This window comes from Streptomyces sp. NBC_01267 (genome assembly GCF_036241575.1).
Classification (GTDB): Bacteria; Actinomycetota; Actinomycetes; order Streptomycetales; family Streptomycetaceae; genus Streptomyces.
Map to the genome: position 1 here is coordinate 6,607,694 of NZ_CP108455.1, position 14,811 is coordinate 6,622,504.

At 70.6% G+C, this 14,811-nt stretch carries 12 protein-coding genes; 6 read left to right on the forward strand and 6 right to left on the reverse strand.

The features are described from left to right. Window positions 1-145 precede the first annotated feature (145 nt). Window positions 146-1,846 carry a PucR family transcriptional regulator gene (locus OG709_RS29565; protein ID WP_250305891.1) on the reverse strand — a complete coding sequence of 567 codons (1,701 nt, stop codon included), beginning with the start codon at window positions 1,844-1,846 and terminating at the stop codon, window positions 146-148. A 285-nt stretch (window positions 1,847-2,131) separates the two neighbouring features. On the opposite strand from OG709_RS29565, the gene OG709_RS29570 reads away from it, so the two are divergent. The 6 genes from OG709_RS29570 to OG709_RS29595 all read left to right on the forward strand — a co-directional run bounded on the left by OG709_RS29570 (window position 2,132) and on the right by OG709_RS29595 (window position 10,591). Beyond that, window positions 2,132-3,031, forward strand: a complete 900-nt coding sequence (locus tag OG709_RS29570; protein WP_250305893.1) for an FAD binding domain-containing protein — start codon at window positions 2,132-2,134, stop codon at window positions 3,029-3,031. Next, window positions 3,022-3,615: a (2Fe-2S)-binding protein gene (locus OG709_RS29575; protein ID WP_250305894.1), complete on the forward strand. Its 594-nt coding sequence runs from the start codon at window positions 3,022-3,024 to the stop codon at window positions 3,613-3,615. Before OG709_RS29570 ends, OG709_RS29575 begins: the two co-directional genes overlap by 10 nt. Before the next feature lie 2 nt (window positions 3,616-3,617). Then, window positions 3,618-6,002, forward strand: coding sequence for a xanthine dehydrogenase family protein molybdopterin-binding subunit (locus tag OG709_RS29580; protein ID WP_329168243.1), 2,385 nt, complete (start codon window positions 3,618-3,620; stop codon window positions 6,000-6,002). A gap of 288 nt (window positions 6,003-6,290) precedes the next feature. Then, complete coding sequence (locus OG709_RS29585; RefSeq protein WP_250305898.1) at window positions 6,291-7,769, forward strand: NCS2 family permease; 1,479 nt, start codon at window positions 6,291-6,293, stop codon at window positions 7,767-7,769. 36 nt (window positions 7,770-7,805) lie between these two features. Continuing rightward, window positions 7,806-8,957: an XdhC family protein gene (locus OG709_RS29590; RefSeq protein WP_266640057.1), complete on the forward strand. Its 1,152-nt coding sequence runs from the start codon at window positions 7,806-7,808 to the stop codon at window positions 8,955-8,957. A gap of 137 nt (window positions 8,958-9,094) precedes the next feature. Continuing rightward, window positions 9,095-10,591 carry a DUF6056 family protein gene (locus OG709_RS29595; RefSeq protein WP_250305900.1) on the forward strand — a complete coding sequence of 499 codons (1,497 nt, stop codon included), beginning with the start codon at window positions 9,095-9,097 and terminating at the stop codon, window positions 10,589-10,591. On the opposite strand, the gene OG709_RS29600 is transcribed toward OG709_RS29595, so the two are convergent. The 5 genes from OG709_RS29600 to OG709_RS29620 all read right to left on the reverse strand — a co-directional run bounded on the left by OG709_RS29600 (window position 10,566) and on the right by OG709_RS29620 (window position 14,798). Continuing rightward, window positions 10,566-11,039, reverse strand: a complete 474-nt coding sequence (locus OG709_RS29600; RefSeq protein ID WP_250305902.1) for a GtrA family protein — start codon at window positions 11,037-11,039, stop codon at window positions 10,566-10,568. The genes OG709_RS29595 and OG709_RS29600 overlap by 26 nt on opposite strands. Further along, entirely contained in the window at window positions 11,036-12,019 is a 984-nt protein-coding gene (locus OG709_RS29605) for a glycosyltransferase family 2 protein (protein ID WP_323136600.1), read from the reverse strand. The genes OG709_RS29600 and OG709_RS29605 overlap by 4 nt, the downstream gene beginning before the upstream one ends. 226 nt (window positions 12,020-12,245) lie before the next feature. Next, window positions 12,246-12,425 (reverse strand): hypothetical protein, encoded by a 180-nt coding sequence (locus tag OG709_RS29610; RefSeq protein ID WP_250305904.1) that lies wholly within the window; start codon window positions 12,423-12,425, stop codon window positions 12,246-12,248. A 95-nt stretch (window positions 12,426-12,520) separates the two neighbouring features. Continuing rightward, entirely contained in the window at window positions 12,521-13,027 is a 507-nt protein-coding gene (locus tag OG709_RS29615; protein WP_250305907.1) for a MarR family winged helix-turn-helix transcriptional regulator, read from the reverse strand. Window positions 13,028-13,082: 55 nt separating this feature from the next. Further along, window positions 13,083-14,798 (reverse strand): FUSC family protein, encoded by a 1,716-nt coding sequence (locus OG709_RS29620; RefSeq protein ID WP_329168248.1) that lies wholly within the window; start codon window positions 14,796-14,798, stop codon window positions 13,083-13,085. Window positions 14,799-14,811 lie beyond the last annotated feature (13 nt).

Genomic DNA, 14,811 nt, shown 5'->3' on the forward strand with positions numbered 1-14,811 from the left:
TAGGCCACATTGCCCTCCCCGAGCGCGCCATTGAGCTGTTGAGTACGGGCGCATCTCAGCACGGAAACGCATGCCGGGCCAAGGGGTTGGGTGAATTAATTCACAATCTTGGAGCTACCCGCCGTCCCGGGCGCCCCCCGTCGCGTCAGCTCATCCGCAGCGCGAGGAAGAAATCGAGCTTGTCCTCCAGCCGCGACAGATCACGGCCCGTCAGCTGCTCGATCCTGCCCACCCGGTAGCGCAGAGTGTTGACGTGCAGATGCAGCCGGGTCGCGCAGCGGGTCCACGAACCGTCGCAGTCGAGGAACGCTTCGAGCGTCGGGATGAGCTCGGCCCGGTGCCGGCGGTCGTAGTCGCGCAGCGGGTCGAGCAGCCGGGCGGTGAACGCTTTGCGCACGTCGTCGGGGACGAACGGCAGCAACAGCACATGCGAGGCCAGCTCGTGATGGCCCGCCGCGCAGACCCGGCCGGGCCGGGCCGCGGCCACCCGCCGGGCGTGCCTGGCTTCCTCCAGCGCACCCCGCAGCCCCTCCGCCGAGTGCACCGACGCCGATACACCCAGAGTGAGCCTGCCGTCGTCGGCGAGGCCCGCCGAGAGCGGCTCGCGTACGGCGGTGAGCAGCGCGTCGGCGTGCAGCCCGGCGTCCTGGCCGCCGGAATCCGGCTCTCCCGCGCCGGTCGTGAGCGTCGACAGCGGGACGAGTGCGATGGCCTCGTCCCCGGTGTGCGCCACCGCGATCCGGTCGGAGGACCCGGTGCCCGCGCCACCCGGCAGCGCCTGATCGACCAGGATCTCCTCCAGGAGCGACTGGGCCACCGGTCCCGCGTCGATCGCCGGACCGTCCTGCTGGTCCCAGTCGACCCGGGCGACCACCACCTGCCAGTGCGGCGCGGCCCCGATCCCCGGCAGCAGCACCGGAGCGGCCACCCGCAGCCTGGCCGCGATCTCGGCGGGCGCGGCGCCCGTCTGGACCAGTTCGAGGACTTCCTGGGCGAGCCTGCGCCGAACCGTACGGGCCGCGTCCCGGCGGTCGCGCTCCACGGCGATCAGCTGGGTCACCCCCTGGAGCAGATCCAGCCGGGCGGCCGGCCAGTCGCCCGCGTCCGCCTCGACCGCGAGCAGCCAGTCGGAGAGCACCGTCTCGCGCACATCACGGGCGGCGGGGCCCGCGCCGCGGCCACTGCTGCGGATCGGGAACAGCGAGTACACCGTGCCCTGGACGGTGACCCGGTGCGGCCCCCGACGCCCGGTGCGGGTCGCCGCGAGGTGCCCGGCCGCCAGTACGGCGCCGACCTCGGCCGTCAGCGGGTCACCGGCCCCGGCGATCTGACGGCCGGTGGGGGAGAGCACCCAGGCGTGCAGATCCAGGTCGGTGGTGAGCAGGTCGAGCACCACATCGGGGCCGCCACCCGCCGGACCGGACGTCATCAGCCTGCGGTGCCGGTCGACGACCGCGGCGAGGTCCCCGGCCCGCTCGCCGGACACCTGGCGGACCACGTACTCGGTGATGGTCGCGAAGGCGACCGACTCGTTCACCGCGAACAGCGGCAGCCGGTGGCGGGCGCACGCCGCCACCAGGTCCTCCGGTACATCACCCAGTTCGGCCTCGCCGGCCGCGAGCCCGACGACACCGGCGCTCGCGAGCGTTCGAACGAACGGCTCCGACTCCGCTGCGGAGTGCCGCCAGGCGAGCCCGGTGAGGACCAGCTCACCCCCGGTCAGATACCGGCTCGGATCGCGTAGATCCGTCGTCATCACACCGCGCACGGTGCGGTCCAGCTCGTCCTCGCCGCCGAGCAGCCGCAGGCCCAGCGCGTCGGTGTCCAGCAGTGCGCGCAGCCGCATCTCGTCGCCGCCGATCTGTGTGGTCCGCCGTTCCGATACTGCCGATCGGCGGAGCTTGTCGTTTTCAGGGGGATCCGAAGAGGTATCTCGTTCCCGTCCTTCGTTCGAACATACAAGACGACCAAGGTCACCAGCCAACTCCTTCATGGTTTCGGTGACTGCACCGCACGCCGCACGGCTTGTGTACTTGTGCCGTCAAGCAATGAACAGCAGATGAACGTCCAGTCGAGGGCCGGCCGTCCCGGGCCCCAGCGAACACCCGAATGAGAAGAAGAGAGCCGCTTCATGGACTTCCTTCGCCCCGCCAGCTGGGAGGAGGCGCTCGCCGCCAAGGCCGAGCACCCCACGGCTGTGCCGATCGCCGGCGGCACGGATGTCATGGTCGAGATCAACTTCGATCACCGCCGACCCCAGTACCTCCTGGACCTGAACCGCATCGGCCTCCTCAGCGAGTGGCACGTCGGCGAGGAGACCGTCCAGCTGGGCGCCTCCGTCCCCTACGCCAAGATCATGGAGCACCTGCGCACGGAGCTGCCCGGTCTCGCACTCGCCTCGCACACCGTGGCGTCCCCGCAGATCCGCAACCGCGGCGGCGTCGGCGGCAATCTCGGTACCGCGTCCCCCGCCGGTGACGCCCACCCGGCGCTGCTCTCCGCCGACTGCCAGGTCGAGGCCGAGTCGGTGCGCGGTTCGCGGCTGATCCCCATCGACGACTTCTACACCGGGGTGAAGCGCAACGCGCTCGCCCCCGACGAGCTCATCAAGTCGGTCCACATCAAGAAGGCCGACGGCCCGCAGCAGTACTCGAAGGTCGGCACCCGCAACGCGATGGTCATCGCCGTGTGCGCCTTCGGCATCGCGCTGCACCCCGAGACCCGCACGGTCCGCACCGGCATCGGCTCGGCGGCCCCGACCCCCATCCGGGCCAAGGCGGCCGAGGAGTTCCTGAACGCGGCACTCGACGAGGGCGGCTTCTGGGACAGCGGCAAGATCATCACCCCGTCGATCGCCAAGCAGTTCGCCGACCTCGTCTCCGGTGCGGCGAACCCGATCGACGACGTCCGCGGCACCGCGAGCTATCGCCGTCACGCCGTCGGCATCATGGCCCGCCGCACGCTCGGCTGGACCTGGGAGTCCTACCGCGGCAACGGCCGCAGCACAGAGGGAGTCGCATCATGCGCGTGAACTTCACGGTCAACGGCCGCCCGCAGGAGGCCGACGACGTCTGGGAGGGCGAGAGCCTGCTGTACGTGCTCCGTGAGCGCATGGGCCTGCCCGGTTCCAAGAACGCCTGCGAGCAGGGCGAATGCGGTTCCTGCACGGTCCGCCTCGACGGCGTGCCGGTCTGCGCCTGCCTGGTCGCCGCCGGTCAGGCCGAGGGCCGCGAGGTCGTCACGGTCGAGGGCCTGGCGGACTACGCCAAGCACCGCGACGACGCCCACCCCGGCACCGGTTGCGCCGCCGGATCCTGTGGCACCGGCCTGGACGCCGCCAAGCGCTGGCAGTCCAAGCCGACCGACGGCCGCACCGGCGAAGCGGACGAACTCTCCCCGATCCAGCAGGCGTTCATCGACGCGGGCGCCGTGCAGTGCGGTTTCTGCACCCCCGGTCTGCTGGTCGCGGCGGACGAACTGCTGGAGCAGAACAGCTCCCCGTCCGACGCGGACATCCGTGAGGCGCTCTCCGGCAACCTCTGCCGCTGCACCGGTTACGAGAAGATCCTCGACGCGGTCCGCCTCGCGGCCGCTCGCCAGGAAGAGACGGTCTGATCATGGGCGTCACTGGTTCCCCCACCAACATCCAGCAGGGGTCGAAGACCAAGGGCGGTATCGGCGAGTCCACACTCCGCCCCGACGGGACCCTCAAGGTCACCGGCGAGTTCGCGTACTCCTCGGACATGTGGCACGAGGACATGCTCTGGGGCTTCACGCTCCGCTCCACCACCGCGCACGCCGAGATCAGGTCGATCGACACCTCGGAGGCGCTCGCCACCTCCGGTGTCTACGCCGTGCTCACCTACGACGACCTGCCCACCGACGTGAAGAACTACGGCCTGGAGATCCAGGACACCCCGGTTCTCGCCCACGGAAAGGTCCGCCACCACGGTGAGCCGGTGGCCGTCGTCGCCGCCGACCACCCGGAGACCGCGCGCCGGGCCGCTGCCAAGATCAAGATCGAGTACGTCGAGCTGCCCGTCATCACCGACGAGGCGTCGGCCACCGGGCCGGACGCGCTGCTCGTGCACGAGGGCCGCGACGACCACCACATCGGCCACGTCCCGCACCCGAACATCGTGCACCGCCAGCCGATCATCCGCGGCAACGCGGACGAGGCCGCGAAGCGCGCCGACGTCATCGTCTCCGGGGACTACACGTTCGGCATGCAGGACCAGGCGTTCCTCGGCCCGGAGTCCGGTCTCGCCGTACCGGCCGAGGACGGCGGCGTCGACCTGTACGTCGCCACCCAGTGGCTGCACTCCGACCTCCGCCAGATCGCCCCGGTGCTCGGCCTGCCCGAGGACAAGGTGCGGATGACGCTGTCGGGCGTCGGCGGCGCCTTCGGCGGGCGCGAGGACCTGTCGATGCAGATCCACGCCTGTCTCCTGGCGCTCCGCACCGGCAAGCCGGTCAAGATCGTCTACAACCGGTTCGAGTCCTTCTTCGGCCACGTCCACCGCCACCCGGCGAAGCTGCACTACGAGCACGGGGCCACCAAGGACGGCAAGCTCACCCACATGAAGTGCCGGATCGTGCTGGACGGCGGGGCCTACGCCTCCGCCTCCCCGGCCGTCGTCGGGAACGCCTCCTCCCTCTCCGCGGGCCCGTACGTCATCGAGGACGTCGACATCGAGGCCATCGCGCTCTACACCAACAACCCGCCCTGCGGCGCCATGCGCGGCTTCGGCGCGGTCCAGGCGTGCTTCGCGTACGAGGCGCAGATGGACAAACTCGCGGCGAAGCTGGACATGGACCCGGTGGAGTTCCGCCAGATCAACGCCATGGAGCAGGGCACGCTGCTGCCGACCGGCCAGGCCTGTGACTCGCCCGCACCCGTCGCCGAACTGCTGCGTCTGGTCAAGGCGCGTCCGCTGCCGCCCGAGCAGCAGTGGCTCGCCGCCGGCGAGGCCGCGGACGTCCGCGCCCTGCCTGGCGGACTCTCCAACACCACGCACGGCGAGGGCGTCGTACGCGGTGTCGGCTACGCGGTCGGCATCAAGAACGTCGGCTTCTCCGAGGGCTTCGACGACTACTCCACCGCACGGGTGCGGATGGAGATCATCAACGGTGAGCCGGTCGCGACCGTGCACACCGCGATGGCCGAGGTCGGCCAGGGCGGCGTCACCGTCCACGCGCAGATCGTCCGCACCGAACTCGGCGTCAACCAGGTCACCATCCACCCGGCCGACACCAGGGTCGGCTCGGCCGGTTCGACGTCCGCCTCCCGGCAGACGTACATGACCGGCGGCGCGGTGAAGAACGCCGCCGAGGCGGTCCGCGAGAAGGTACTGGAGATCGGCCGGGCCAAGCTCGGCACGTACCACCCGGCCTGGGCGACGGCCGAACTCCTCCTGGAGGGCGGCAAGGTCGTCACCGACGGCGGCGAGATCCTGGCGGACCTGGTCGACGTACTGGAGGACGAGGCGGTGGACCTGGAGCTGGAGTGGCGCCACCGGCCCACGGTCGCCTTCGACCTGAAGACCGGTCAGGGCGACGGCCACGTCCAGTACTCGTTCGCCGCGCACCGCGCCGTCGTCGAGGTCGACACCGAACTCGGCCTGGTCAAGGTCATCGAACTCGCCGTGGCCCAGGACGTCGGCAAGGCGCTCAACCCGCTCTCCGTGGTGGGCCAGATCCAGGGCGGCACGATCCAGGGCCTGGGCATCGCGGTCATGGAAGAGATCATCGTCGACCCGAAGACCGCGAAGGTACGCAACCCGTCCTTCACGGACTACCTGCTCCCGACGATCCTCGACACACCGACCGTCCCGGTCGACGTGCTCGAACTCGCCGACGAGCACGCCCCGTACGGGCTGCGCGGCATCGGCGAGGCGCCGACACTCTCCTCCACCCCGGCCGTCCTCGCGGCGATCCGCAACGCGACCGGTCTGGAACTCGACAGGACGCCGGTGCGACCCGAGCACCTGACCGGCGTCTGATTCCCGAACTCTCCGGGCGGCGTGTGCCTCCTGGGAACGTCACACTTCCCAGCGCGCGCCGCCCGGAGCACCGCAGTACCGCCCCGCTCGCGGTCCTTGCCCCCACATCGCAGTACGCAACATCGCAGTACGCACACGGCAGTACGCACGACGCAGTACGCACGACGCAGTACGCACACGGCAGTACCCAGTTCGTCTCGGGCCGTCCCCCGGGTCGTGCAGCACATCCCAAAACCCGCAGAGCCGGCCTTCTCGCGGGTGCCCCTTTGAACCTTGGGAGTAAGCACCATGACCCAGCAGTCGATTGACCCGGAAACGGTGCCGGAAGACGCGGGCGAGGGCGCGCGCCAGCCCGCCGGCAGATCGTGGCTCGACCGGTACTTCCATATATCGCAGCGCGGTTCGACCGTAGGGACGGAGGTGCGCGGCGGCATCACCACCTTCATGGCGATGGCGTACATCGTCCTGCTGAACCCGGTGATCCTTTCGGGGGCCGATGTCACGGGCCACCATCTCAACGGCGGCCAGATCACCACCGCCACCGTGCTCGCGGCGGCCGTCACCACCATCGTGATGGGCTTCGTCGGCAACGTGCCGCTGGCCCTCGCCGCCGGACTCGGTGTCTCCGCCGTCATGGCCTACCAGGTCGCCCCGGAGATGACCTGGGGCAACGCGATGGCGATGTGCCTCATCTACGGGGCCATCATCGTCCTGTTGGTCGTCACCGGCCTGCGGGAACTCATCATGAACGCCATCCCCCTGGCGCTGAAGCACGCCATCACCATGGGAATCGGCCTCTTCGTCTGCCTCATCGGCCTCGTCCAGGCCGGATTCGTCACCGGTATGAAGGGCCCCGGCGGTGTCACCGGCGCGAAGCCGCTCCAGCTCGGCACGGCCGACATGCTCACCGGCTGGCCGGTGGTCTGCTTCGCCGTCACCGTCCTGCTGATCTTCGTGCTGCAGGTCCGCAAGGTCCCCGGCGCGATCCTCATCGGCATCGTCGGCGGCACGGTCTTCGCAGCGATCGTCCACCAGGTCGCGGGTCTCAGCCAGAAGGACTGGGGTCTCAACGCCCCCGCACTCAAGGGCTCCGTCGTCAGCGCACCCGACTTCGGCCTCCTCGGCAGCGTCTCCTTCCACGGCCTCGGCAACGTCGGCGGCATCACGGTCGGTGTCATCGTCTTCACCCTGGTCCTCGCCGGATTCTTCGACGCCATCGGCACCATCATCGGCGTGGGCCAGCAGGCCGACCTGGTCGACCAGGACGGCAAGATGCCGGGCCTCAACAAGGCCCTCACCATCGACGGGGCCGGCGGCATCGTCGGCGGTCTCGCCGGGGCCTCGGGCCAGACCGTCTTCGTCGAGTCCACCGCGGGCGTCGGCGACGGCGCGCGCACCGGCCTGGCCAGTGTCGTCACCGGCCTCGGCTTCGCGCTCTGTCTGGTGTTCACCCCGCTCGCCCAGCTCATCCCGACCCAGGTCGCGGCGGCGGCCCTCGTCGTCATCGGCTCGATGATGCTGACCAACGCCAAGCACATCGACTGGAACGACCAGGCCACCTCCATCCCGGTGTTCTTGACCACCGTCCTGATGCCGTTCGCCTACTCCATCACGGTGGGCATCGCGGCCGGTGTCATCTCCCACGTCGTCATCAAGCTGGCGCAGGGCAAGGTCCGCGAGATCGGCTGGCTGATGTGGGTGCTCGCCGCCCTGTTCCTGGCCTACTTCGGGCTTCATCCCATCGAGAGCTGGCTGGGCGTCAAGTAGCCCTGTCCCGTTCACACACCCGTTAAGGAGACCGACATGCTGGACATCGCCGAGGAACTCAACCGGTGGGTCGAGCAGGGCCGCGAATTCGCCGTCGCCACCGTCGTGGCGGTCGGCGGGAGCGCGCCCCGGCAACCGGGCGCCGCCCTCGCTGTCGACAGTGCGGGCACGGCGATCGGGTCGGTCTCCGGCGGGTGTGTGGAGGGGGCGGTGTACGAACTGTGCCAGCAGGCGCTCGAAACGGGTTCCACCGTTCTCGAACGCTTCGGCTACAGCGACGAGGACGCCTTCGCCGTGGGTCTCACCTGCGGCGGAGTCATCGACATCCTGGTCACCCCGCTCCGCGCGGACGCACCGTCGCGGGAGGTGTACGTGGCCGCGCTGGCCGCCGCCGCACGGGGGGTGTCGGCGGCCGTGGCCCGTATCACCGACGGCCCGGACGAACTGCTCGGCCGCGCACTCCTCGTCCGGGCCGACGGCTCGTACGAAGGAACGCTGGGCGGCCACCCGGAACTGGACCGCACCGCGGTGGGCAACGCGTCCGCCATGCTGGACGCGGGCCGGACCGGCACCGTCGAGATCGGCGAGGACGGCTCACTCTGCGGCCGGCCGCTCACCCTGCTGGTCGAATCGAGCGTCCCGCCACCCCGGATGATCGTCTTCGGGGCGATCGACTTCGCCTCGGCCCTCGTCCGGGTGGGAAAGCTGCTCGGCTACCAGGTCACCGTCTGCGACGCCCGGCCCGTCTTCGCGACCGCCGTCCGCTTCCCGGAGGCCGACGAGATCGTCATCGACTGGCCGCACCGCTACCTGAAGTCCACCGAGGTCGACAGCCGTACCGTGCTGTGCGTCCTCACCCACGACGCCAAGTTCGACGTCCCGCTGCTCGAACTGGCGCTGACCCTGCCGGTCGCCTACGTCGGCGCCATGGGGTCGAGACGCACGCATCTCGACCGGAACGCCCGTCTCCGTGAGGTCGGCGTCACCGAGCTGGAACTGGCCCGTCTCCGCTCGCCCATCGGCCTGGACCTCGGTGCCCGTACGCCCGAGGAGACCGCCCTGTCGATCGGCGCGGAGATCGTCGCCCACCGCCGCGGCGGCACCGGCGTCCCGCTCACCGGCGCGCACACCCCGATCCACCACAACGGCTCGCAGGGCCCGGTCGGCCGGATAGGGTCCGTCGCCTGACGCGTGTGTGTGGAATCGACCTGAGTTCACCCGATCGGGGGTCATATCGGTCCTGTTGCGCCACGTGGTGGAACGCCGACCCGAAGAATCACGTCTTGGGGACCGACCGGAAGAATCCCCGAGAGGCAGTGGTGCACATGGCCGTCGACGCATCGAGCGTCACCGTCCCCAGACAACCGGGCGACGGAGCCCGGCCGACGAGAGAGCGGGGTCCCCGCGGTCTGGTCCGGGAACTGGTGAACTCCTGGGCGGCGGTACTGTCCCTGGTGCCCCTCGGACTGCTCGCCGTGGCGTGCTGGTTCGGGCAGTACGTGCGCCCCAGCGCGGACGAGTGGTGCTTCCTGCCGTACGTACGGGACCACGGCATCTCCGGACTCACCGGCAAGTTCTACTTCAAGGACAACGGCCGCATCGCCAACGGCTGGCTCGTCGGGCTCTACGCCAAGCCGGGCGTCGCGGGCCACCAGTGGTACGCACCGGTCAGCGCCGTCGTCATGGTGGGCCTGCTGTGGGTGGTGATCGCCCTCGTGGTGCGCAGGTCCGGCCGTACGGCGCCCCGCGGAGTGCCGCTGCTGGTGGCGTCCATGGTGTCGGTGGTCTTCTTCCTCGCCTCCACCAACACGTACAAGACCTTCTACTGGCCCGCCGCCTCCGTGTCGCACACCCTGGCGCCGGTGCTCGCCTGCGCGGCGCTCATCCCGGTCCTGCTGGTGCGCGGGCCGCGCGGCCGGATCGCCGCCCTCGCGTTCGCGGTGATCGCCGGGACCTTCCTGGGGACGCTGTCCGAGGAGACCTCGGTCGTCCTGCTGGTGGTCCTCTCCGCCGTCGTGCTCTTCGCCGGCCAGGTCTTCACCGAGCAGGTACGGGGCTACGCCCGCCGCTGGTCCCTGGCCACCATGGCCGGGGTCGCCATCGGGATCGTCCTGCTGGTGACCTCCCCCGGCTCACGCAACCGCCGCCAGCGGTACGGCGCGGGCACCTCGATGCTCGACCCCCACTCGCTGTCCGCCTCCATGGCGCACTACCTGGACATCCTGGGGACGGTCTTCTCGACCTGGCAGTACCTGGGCGCGGTCGCCGCGGGACTGCTGCTCGGGCTGCTCGTACGGGAGAGGTCGTCCGGACCGCTGCTGCCCGTCCGGCCGTTCCTGCTGGCCGGGGTGGGCGTGCTGGCATTCCTCGTCTCCGGGTACCTCTGCACGGTCATCACGTACCCGGTGTTCGGCGCGAAGGTGGAGCTCACCGAGCGGACGTGGAACGACTACCTGCTGCTCTACGTGCTGCTGCTCGCCGGGATCGGCGCCCTGCTGGGGCGGGCGATGCGGCGGCGACCGCTCGGGACGGTGACGGTGGCGGCCGCCGCGGCCGTGCTCTGCGCCGGTGTCTGCTTCTCACTGGCCGGTCCGCTGCACACCCTCGGGCACCAGATGCACGTGAGGGCGAAGCAGTGGGACCGTCAGGACGAGTGGCTGCGGCAGCAGGCGGCGGGCGGGGCCAAGGTCCTCCCGTACAAGCCGACGCACGTGGGGAAGATGCTGGAGCCGTTCAGCCACAAACCGAACGGCTGGCCCGCCAGTTGCGTCGCCCAGTACTACCACCTCGACCGTGTCACCCACGGGAAGCGGTTGCCCTGACCGGTTCCTTCGGGCCGGACGTCCCGGAGTCGATGGCCCACCTGGCCAGCAGGAACGAGAACGGAGTGACAAGGACACCCGCGGCGAGAGCGGCGATGTCCTTGTTCATCCCGAGCAGGCTCACGGCCAGATAGAGCAGGATTCCGCTGCCCACGACGTTCACCGCGCCGGACAGCGGATACCGCGCGAAGGCGCGCCAGGTGGGCCGGGTGCGGCAGGTGATGTACGAGTTCAGCAGGAACGAGAACGTGATGCTCACCGCCCACCCCAGTACATGGGCCTCCAGGTAGGGGATCCAGCGGTTCAGCGTGGCGTAGACGGCGTAGTAGACCGCGGTGTTGGCGACCCCGATGGCCGCGAAGGTGAGGAACTGCCCGAGCGTACGGGTCTTCGTGGGCGGGGCCTGCGGGGCCTGCGCCCGGGTGTCCTGCGACTGCTGCGGGTTCATGAAGCCGGCCGCGCCGGGACCGCGGACTCCAGGGCGGAGCGGGGCGAGAACTCCTTCGGGGCGGTGTCCGTCTCGCGGACCACGTAGTGCGGCCGGCGCTTCGACTCGTGGTAGATCCGTCCCACGTACTCACCGATGACACCGAGGGTGGCGAGCTGGATGCCGCTGAGCGCGACGATCGCGGTGAGCAGGGTCGTGTAGCCGGGGGTGTCGACGCCGTCGAACGCGACGTTCCCGATGATCCACAGGGCGTAGGCGAGAGCGGAGAGGAAGAGGCAGAGCCCGGTGTGGATGGCCAGCCGCAAGGGCTTGCTGTTGAAGGAGAGCAGCCCGTCGATGCCGTAGTTGAGCAGTCGGCGGCCACCCCACTTCGACTCGCCCGCCGCCCGCTCGACATTGCGGTAGGTGAAGCTGACCGTGTCGAAACCGATCCAGGAGAAGATCCCCTTCGAGAACCGGTTGCTCTCGGGGAGCGAGAGCACGCTGTCCACCGCCCGGCGCGAGAGCAGCCTGAAGTCCCCGGCCCCGTCGATGACCTCGACGTCCATGCAGCGCCGGACGATCCGGTAATACGTACGGCTGAGCGCGGTCCGCAGCTTTCCCTCGCCCGCACGGTCGCGCTGGGCGACGACCTGGTCGTAGCCGTGGCGGTGCAGATCCAGCATGCGCGGAAGCAACTCCGGCGGGTGCTGGAGGTCGGCGTCCATCAGAACGGCCGCGTCGCCGCCCGCCATCCGCAGGCCGGCGAGCATGGCCGACTCCTTGCCGAAGTTGCGGCTGAAGGAGGTGAAGCGCACCCGGGGGTCGTCGGCCGCGAGTCGACGCAGCTGACGCAGGGTCTGGTCACTGCTGCCGTCGTCGACGTAGCAGATCTCGAAGGTCTCCCGGGTCGGTTCGAGAGCGGCGACCAACGCGGTGTGGAACGCGTCGATCACCTCCGCTTCGTTGAAGCACGGTACGACAACCGAAAGGTGCACCATCGTCATTCACTCCGTGTCTGTGTGCGAACGGCGATCCCTCTTCGGGAATCGCTACTCATGAAGAACGGTGAGACGACGGAGTGGTTGCCTGTCGTGACCAAACCGATTCAGACTTTGCACCAATGGGCCATGCCACTCGAAAAGGCTCCGAACGGCGTGAGCCGGACTTCGTGGCCGAAAACCTACCTGTGGCAGTACGGTCCGGTGCCGGGTGCGGGCACCGCGATCAGCCCGCGCGGACCTCCTCGGGGACGCGGTGGCGCATCGGCGTGCGACCCCAGAACTGTGCCGGGTCCGCCTCCAGCAGCGCCTGGTCGGCCAGTTTCCGGGCCTCGGCGAGCACGTCGCCGTGTTCCCGGACCAACTGGTCGTATATCGGCGAACCGGGGGTGGGGAGAGAGTCCACAGTCGTACGTTCCTTCGCTCTTGGGCGGTCCCTTCCAGCCGCTGGTGCCCGGAAAGCGACGGACCATGCGCGAGCGGGCCCGGCCGATGGCGGGGTCAGCCCAGCAGGCTGCCCAGCCGCCCTTCGAGCAGCACGAGCAGTTCGCCCAGCGACTCGGACAGCTCCTCCCGGCGCTGCTCGTCGATTCCGTCCAGCAGGGCCGCCTCGTACCGCAGTTGTTCGGGGAGCAGCCGGTCCAGGAGGGTGCGTCCCTCCTCGGTGAGCGACAGGTGCGAGACCCGGCGGTCGCGGTCGTCGGGCCGCCGGGCGACGAGCCCCCGCTCCTCCAGCTGCCGTACGCGCTTGGTCACCGCGGCGCCGGAGGCGAAGGTCTCGCGGGCGATCCGGCCGGGCGTCAACTCGTGGTCGACGCGGCGCAGGGTGCCCAGGACGTCGAACTCCGGGCGGGAGAGCCCCTCCCGCCGGAGCGGGGCGTCGGCGGCCTGCTGCAGCAGTGCGGAGCAGCGGTTGAGCCGTCCGATCACGGCCATCGGGCCGGTGTCGAGACCGGGCAGCACCTGTCCCCACTGCCGGATCACCCCCGCGACGATGTCCTCGGCCATGTACCCCTCCTCGCTCTCGGTCCGGGACGATTCTGCCTCCCGTTCGCCGGGCGGCCTAAGCCAGTACCGGCGGGGCGGTGTGGCGGACCAGGAGCGACAGCGTGTGGTGACCGTGCAGCTCGGCCGAGGCGACGTGCTCCGAGGGCAGGGCCCGCTGCCACCACTCGCCCGACGCCACGTCGACGGCCTCGCGCAGCTCCACGAGCGCCAGCGCCAGGCGGTCGCGGGCCCATCCCGCGGTGTGGTCGGGAGCCGCGTCCGGGGCGAGTACGCCGCGGGCCGTGGTCTCCGCTGCGGTGACCCGGTCCAGGGCCTGGTGGATACGGTCGGTGGCCCGGCGGTTGGTGACCAGCAGGCAGCAGGCCAGCCCCACCAGCGTCCCCGCCAGGGTGTCCAGGGCGCGGTCGGAGATCAGGGTGCGGGCCGGCACGGTGGTGCCGAACTCGGTGAGCAGCAGCGCCATCGGGGTGACACAGATCGACCCCAGCCAGTAGTTGCGCGTGATCAGCGCCTCCGCGCCGATCTGGAAGGTCAGGGCGAGCAGCACCATCGCCAGGTGACCGGTGTGGATCAGCGGCAGCAGGGCGAAGAAGAGGGCGAGCCCGAGCAGGTTGCCGATGAGCCGTTGGACGGCCCGCTGCCAGGTGAGCGTGGTGTTCGCCTGGAAGACCGAGGCCGCCGTGACGACGGCCCAGTACGGGTGCCCGACGCCGACCGCCAGCGAGGCCCATCCCGCGAGCGTGCAGCCGACGGCCACCCGGGCTCCGATCGGCAGCAGCGGAGATCCGGGCCGCAGCCGCGCCAGGATGGCCCGCACGCCACCGGCCCGGTCCGGCACCGGAAGCCTGGGCAGGTGGCTGACCCCGTTGCTCCCGGCCGCGGTCCGGGAAATCGCAGGCAGGGACCGGTCGCGTCGCAGGGAGCGGGCCAGCTCCGCGCACCGCTGGGCCTCCGCGGCCGGATCTGCGGCCGGACGGCCGGCGGCCGGTTCCGCCGCGGGCGCGGCCAGCGCGGATTCCGCGTGGACGAGCAGCCGTTCCAGACCGGCCCGGTCCGTGCTGCCGGAGGGAACGAGGAAGAGTGTGTGCCAGGCGGCGTTGACCGCGGTGGCGGTGGCCCGCCGGCCGGGGAGCGCGCCCGTCCGTTCCGCCCGCCACAGTCCGGCCGCCGCTTCCAGGGCGCGGGCGACCGCGATCCGCTCCGGCCCCTGCGGCCGGACCAGCGCGGGCGCCATGCAGACGAGCCAGGCCACCGCCCCGCCGCCGACGGCGAGGGCCAGATGCAGGGGCAGCTGGCTCAGGTGCTGGGGTACGAAGAAGGCGGAGGCCGCGATGAAGGTGAGGATGAGGCTGCCCGGCGGACCGATACGCGTCGCGTCGCAGACCATCTTGTGAACGGCGGCGAGCAGCGAGGCCAGCAGGACCAGCAGCGCGGGCGAGCTGATCAGCGAGCCGGCCAGCAGGGCGGCACCGAGGCTCGCCACCATGCACAGCACCACCCGCACCAGGGTGCGGGCCCGCGCGGCGTAGGGCAGGCCGTGTGCGTACAGCGCGCACATCGCACCGGCCGAGGTGTACAGGACGAGGTCCATCCGGCCCAGCGCCAGGAGCGTCACATCGGGCACGGCGAGCGCCGCCGCCGCGCTCAGGGCGGGCTTGTGCCAGCCGTCGACGGGCCGTCGCAGCTGCACGGTGGTCCGCAGGGGCAGCGGACGGACCCGCTGGGGGCGGGGCGGCGCGCCCGCGTGCGGGCTGCTGGCGTGTTTCGGCATGCAAAAAGCTTAA

Coding starts and splice junctions, on each gene's coding strand:
- OG709_RS29565 (WP_250305891.1), bottom strand. CDS start 1,846: ATGCGGCTGCGCGCACTGCTGGACACCGACGCGCTGGGCCTGCGGCTG.
- OG709_RS29570 (WP_250305893.1), top strand. CDS start 2,132: ATGGACTTCCTTCGCCCCGCCAGCTGGGAGGAGGCGCTCGCCGCCAAG.
- OG709_RS29575 (WP_250305894.1), top strand. CDS start 3,022: ATGCGCGTGAACTTCACGGTCAACGGCCGCCCGCAGGAGGCCGACGAC.
- OG709_RS29580 (WP_329168243.1), top strand. CDS start 3,618: ATGGGCGTCACTGGTTCCCCCACCAACATCCAGCAGGGGTCGAAGACC.
- OG709_RS29585 (WP_250305898.1), top strand. CDS start 6,291: ATGACCCAGCAGTCGATTGACCCGGAAACGGTGCCGGAAGACGCGGGC.
- OG709_RS29590 (WP_266640057.1), top strand. CDS start 7,806: ATGCTGGACATCGCCGAGGAACTCAACCGGTGGGTCGAGCAGGGCCGC.
- OG709_RS29595 (WP_250305900.1), top strand. CDS start 9,095: ATGGCCGTCGACGCATCGAGCGTCACCGTCCCCAGACAACCGGGCGAC.
- OG709_RS29600 (WP_250305902.1), bottom strand. CDS start 11,039: ATGAACCCGCAGCAGTCGCAGGACACCCGGGCGCAGGCCCCGCAGGCC.
- OG709_RS29605 (WP_323136600.1), bottom strand. CDS start 12,019: ATGGTGCACCTTTCGGTTGTCGTACCGTGCTTCAACGAAGCGGAGGTG.
- OG709_RS29615 (WP_250305907.1), bottom strand. CDS start 13,027: ATGGCCGAGGACATCGTCGCGGGGGTGATCCGGCAGTGGGGACAGGTG.
- OG709_RS29620 (WP_329168248.1), bottom strand. CDS start 14,798: ATGCCGAAACACGCCAGCAGCCCGCACGCGGGCGCGCCGCCCCGCCCC.